The 4,594-nt window shown below is 38.1% G+C and carries 4 protein-coding genes; 1 reads left to right on the top strand and 3 read right to left on the bottom strand.

Annotated elements, in window-relative coordinates; genetic code table 11:
- The coding region (gene topA / locus ACQR30_RS16715) for a type I DNA topoisomerase (protein WP_429736897.1) at positions 1–2,324 on the top strand (2,324 nt) is incomplete at its 5' end.
- A gap of 54 nt (positions 2,325–2,378) precedes the next feature.
- Here topA and fmt read toward each other — a convergent pair.
- The 3 genes from fmt to ACQR30_RS16700 form a co-directional block, all read right to left on the bottom strand.
- Entirely contained in the window at positions 2,379–3,317 is a 939-nt protein-coding gene (gene fmt, locus ACQR30_RS16710; protein WP_429736896.1) for a methionyl-tRNA formyltransferase, read from the bottom strand.
- Between the two features lie 295 nt (positions 3,318–3,612).
- On the bottom strand, positions 3,613–4,044 hold the full coding sequence (locus ACQR30_RS16705) for a hypothetical protein (protein WP_429736895.1): 432 nt from the start codon (positions 4,042–4,044) through the stop codon (positions 3,613–3,615).
- Positions 4,045–4,109: 65 nt separating this feature from the next.
- Positions 4,110–4,594 (bottom strand): heme exporter protein CcmB (locus ACQR30_RS16700; protein ID WP_429736894.1); only part of this gene is annotated, 485 nt, incomplete at its 5' end.

Raw genomic sequence — 4,594 nt, 5'->3', positions numbered from 1 at the left:
ACCGTGAAGGAGAAAGCATTAGTTGGCATTTGGCAGAAGTTTTAGGGCTTGATCCATCCACAACTAAGCGAATTGTCTTCCACGAAATTACTAAACCTGCTATTGAGCGTGCCGTGAATAATCCAAGGACGATTGATATGAATTTAGTAAACGCTCAACAAGCACGTCGTGTACTGGACCGCTTGGTAGGTTTTGAATTGAGTCCGGTATTATGGCGAAAAATTGGTATGCAGCGTAGCCTTAGTGCTGGTCGCGTACAAAGTGTAGCTGTAAGGCTTATAGCCGACAGAGAAAGAGAAATCAATGCTTTTGAACCGGTGGGTTCTTTTAAAATAGATGCTTTTTTTGAAGCCGATGACATCAATAAAAGACAAGTAATTTTTAAAGCGGAAGGTCCAACAAGATTAACAGATTTAAAAACTGCTGAACAGTTCCTGGAGAGCTGTAAGAATGCAAATTACAAAATAAACGATATTCAAATAAAGCCTGCCAAACGTTCACCATCTGCACCTTTTACCACGTCAACCTTACAACAAGAGGCCAGCAGAAAATTAGGTTTCGGGGTAAGCAAAACGATGATGATTGCGCAAAAACTATACGAAAATGGGCTTATTTCTTATATGCGTACGGATAGTGTAAATCTTAGTCAAACAGCATTACAAGACATCCACCAAGAAATCGAGAATGCTTATGGAAAGAAGTATTATCAGCCAAGGAACTTTAAAAATAAGAATGAAAGCGCGCAAGAAGCGCACGAGGCTATTCGTCCAACTTATATCAACAACCATACAGTAGATGGTTTTGATGAAAGAAGATTATATGAGTTGATTTGGAAAAGAACCATTGCATCACAAATGAGTGATGCTGAATTTGAAAAAACAATTGCAAAAATTAATATCTCTACTAACCAGGAACAATTAACTGCCAGTGGAGAAGTAATGAAATTTGATGGTTTTCTAAAAGTCTACTTAGAGGGAAAAGACGAAGAAGAGGAGGAGGACGATAACGACGGAATGTTGCCGCCTCTAAAAGTGGGTGAGCAATTAACATTCAAAAAGATGGTTGCTTCAGAAAGATTTACAAGACCTGCTGCACGATATACAGAAGCCTCATTGGTGAAAAAATTAGAAGAACTGGGTATAGGCCGACCATCTACCTACGCTCCTACTATTTCCACCATAGTAAAAAGAAATTATGTAGAAAAGCGTGATAAAGAAGGTACACCTCGTGACTTGCAGATTCTTCAACTTAACGATGAAAACATTATCCGTAAAGAAAAGAAAACTGAAAATACAGGCGCGGAAAAGAATAAATTGTTTCCGACCGATTTAGGATTAGTCGTAAATGATTTCTTGACGCAGCATTTTGGTAATGTAATGGACTACAACTTCACTGCTCGTGTAGAAGAAGAGTTTGATGAAATTGCCGACGGGAAACTAGTTTGGAATAAAATGATTCATAATTTCTACGGTCCGTTTCATGCAAATATTGAACAGACTTTGGAGAATGCTGAACGGGCCAAAGGTGAGCGCGAATTAGGCATCGACCCCGAATCAGGTAAAAAAGTTTTTGCAAGAATGGGGCGCTACGGCGCCATGGTACAGATAGGTGAAGCGGAAGCAGAAGAAAAACCACGTTTTGCCTCCTTACACAAAAATCAAAGTATTGAAACTATCACACTAGATGAAGCATTAGATTTATTTAAACTTCCTTTTAGTTTAGGCGATTATAAAGAAGGTGAAGTCAGTGTTGGCATTGGTCGTTTTGGGCCTTATGTAAAATGGGGTGATACTTTTATTTCCATTCCGCGTAATACCGATCCCTTTTCTGTTGATATGGATAAAGCTATCGAGATTATTGAGGAAAAAGTCACTGCTGATGCACCTGTCGCCCATTACCAAGGGAAGCCTGTGACTAAGGGCAAGGGTCGTTTTGGACCTTATATTAAATGGGATGATCTTTTTATCAATGTGCCAAAAGCTTATAATTTTGATAACCTTTCTCAAAAAGACATTGATGAATTAGTTTCTAAGAAAATCGAAAAAGAAGCCAACCGTTTTATTCAACAATGGGAAAGTGAAAAAATAGCTATTGAGAATGGTCGATGGGGACCATTTATACGTTTTGGTAAATTAATGTTGAAACTGGGCAAGCGTTCAGATGGCGAAAAGTTTACTGACGAAGATTTAAAAATGTTGCCGTTGGAAGAAGTGAAAAAGATCATCGAGAGTCAGGTTCCTAAGGCATTTGAGAAGAAAACAAAAACAGTTAAGAAAGCCGCTACCAAGAAGGCGCCTGCGAAAAAAGCAGCGAAGAAAAAATAAAAACGCGTGGCCGGATGGGCAATGCTATCCGGCCTTTTTACGAGTAAAATTTGTTCATTTATCAAACCTATATCCTCTTAAAAAATCTGCTATCAGCATACGCTTTTTACCCTCTAACTGAATGTCTTTAAGATGAATGAAACCATTGCCGCAGGCGTATTTCAAAAACGATTTACCATCGGTTAAAAAAGCTCCACAAACTATTTCCGGTGGGCAATTCTCCTTTTCTGCAAAGAAAATCTTCAAAACTTTTTCATTTAAAAAGGTAAATGCTGCCGGAAAAGGTGAAAGCCCACGAATAAGGTCATACACTTCCTCAACTGTTTTGGAAAAGTCTATCTGACAGGTTTGCGTAAAAATCTTGGGCGCATGTTTCAATGACCGCTCATCAAAATCGGCTTGAGGCCTTTCGCTCAAACTACTGTTGGACAATCCTTTCAAAGTCTGAACCAGCAAATTGGCGCCTATAGATTTCATTTTATCATGCACCGTTCCTGCCGTATCCTTTTCTTCAATTGGAAACTCCTGCTGTAATAAAATATTGCCTGTATCAATAGCATGTTGCAATTTAAAGGTAGTTACCCCTGTTTGTTTTTCTCCATTAATCACCGCCCAATTAATAGGCGCAGCACCACGATACTGTGGCAACAAAGAACCATGCAAATTAATAGTTCCCATCGGTGGCATGTCCCACACGACAACCGGCAACATTCTAAAAGCAACGACTATTTGAATGTCCGCGTTCAGTGCTTTTAATTCATCAAGGAAAACCTCATCTTTTAATTTTACTGGTTGCAGCAAAGGCAGATTATTTTCCACCGCATATTTTTTTACAGCACTCTGAGAAAGGTGCATCCCCCGCCCGGAGGCCTTATCCGGCACTGTTATAACACCGACAATATTTGCTCCTGCTTTTAACAAAGCATCCAAAGATGCCACGGCAAATTCAGGAGTACCCATAAAAACAATCCGCAATTCTTTAAAGTTTTTCATCTTTATTTTTCATTACCAAATGGCAGGCTAATTTACCTCCTTATTTTTCTGACTTCTTTATCAGATCAGAAATATATTGTTGTCCCGCGTCATTTCCGAATGCTCCAAATTTATGCGAAGCTCTTTTAATAGCTTGTTCAGGAGAAATTCTACCTGCATCGGCCAGGACAAAATGAAACCGGAGTTATTAAAAGGGAAATCGCCTACAATTTAATTTTACAATTTCGTATTAGGCAAAATTAAAAAAGGACTAACATCGCTCGTCCTTTTCGTTGAAAATTTTTATTCTAAAAAATTACATCCCGGGAATCATTGGGGCATTCCATGGAATAGACGCCATTATAATAATCAAAGCGATTAAATAAAGATTAGCCGACCTTTTATGTTTCTTGATATCAGAAATATTTTTCTTAGCAGATCCCTTGCCAATGGTAATTAATATAATGGCAATAATCATCCCTACCGGATGCTCAACAAAAATGAATCTGTAGGCGGGGTTTGTCATTACATTAATATTGCTAGGGAGATTAACCCATTGGAATCCCAATAAAATTAAGCCGACAAGGAGAGTAGTGTGGGCGCATATCATCAACCACAAACCTAATTTTTTATGGATTTTAGCGAAAGGCTTTTTTATATCCATATAATTCTTTAGGATGTTGATTACCAGCAAAATTAAAATTATCCAACGTATGAGGTTGTGTAAATCTAATAGTCCTTTTTGCATAATTGTAAATTTTAGTTACGAAGTTAGTACAATGTTCCTAATTAAATGAAAGTGTTCTTTAAAGATTAGTCTTTCCAAAGGAAGGGAAAAAGTATGAGTGCCAATATTATTACCAATGCATCAAAACCGATGAGCAATCCAATCATTTGCCAAAGACCTGAATATAAAGCGGGTGAGAAAGCAACTTTAGAAATGCGTCCTAACAACATCAGTTGCGGAATAATAACAGGGAACCCCATTACTGCCATCAATGCGGCCTGCTGTTGAGCCTTTGCAGCGATGGCAGCCAAAAAAGTAAATACCAAACTCAAACTTAATCCGCCTAAACAAGCGATGCCAATAAATTGCAGCATATTATAAATTGGATTTCCTAAGAGCACCACAAATACAAACATGCTTAACAAAGTCATCACGAGCATCAATATGGCATTAAAAATAAGTTTAGCCACAATAAAATCTTTGGCGCCGGCAATGGAATAAAAATAGAGCATCCGACCTTTATTCTCTTGTAAAAAACTTTTTGCTACAGCATTTACACCTAAAACTAGCT

Source organism: Arachidicoccus sp. (genome assembly GCF_050436765.1).
GTDB lineage: Bacteria > Bacteroidota > Bacteroidia > Chitinophagales > Chitinophagaceae > Arachidicoccus.
Note: the sequence above shows the minus strand (reverse complement) of the source record. Positions and strands in the feature narration are given on the sequence as shown.

What these genes read in the sequence shown, in the direction of transcription:
- fmt (WP_429736896.1), bottom strand. Translation starts at nt 3,317, where the DNA reads ATGAAAAACTTTAAAGAATTGCGGATTGTTTTTATGGGTACTCCTGAA.
- ACQR30_RS16705 (WP_429736895.1), bottom strand. Translation starts at nt 4,044, where the DNA reads ATGCAAAAAGGACTATTAGATTTACACAACCTCATACGTTGGATAATT.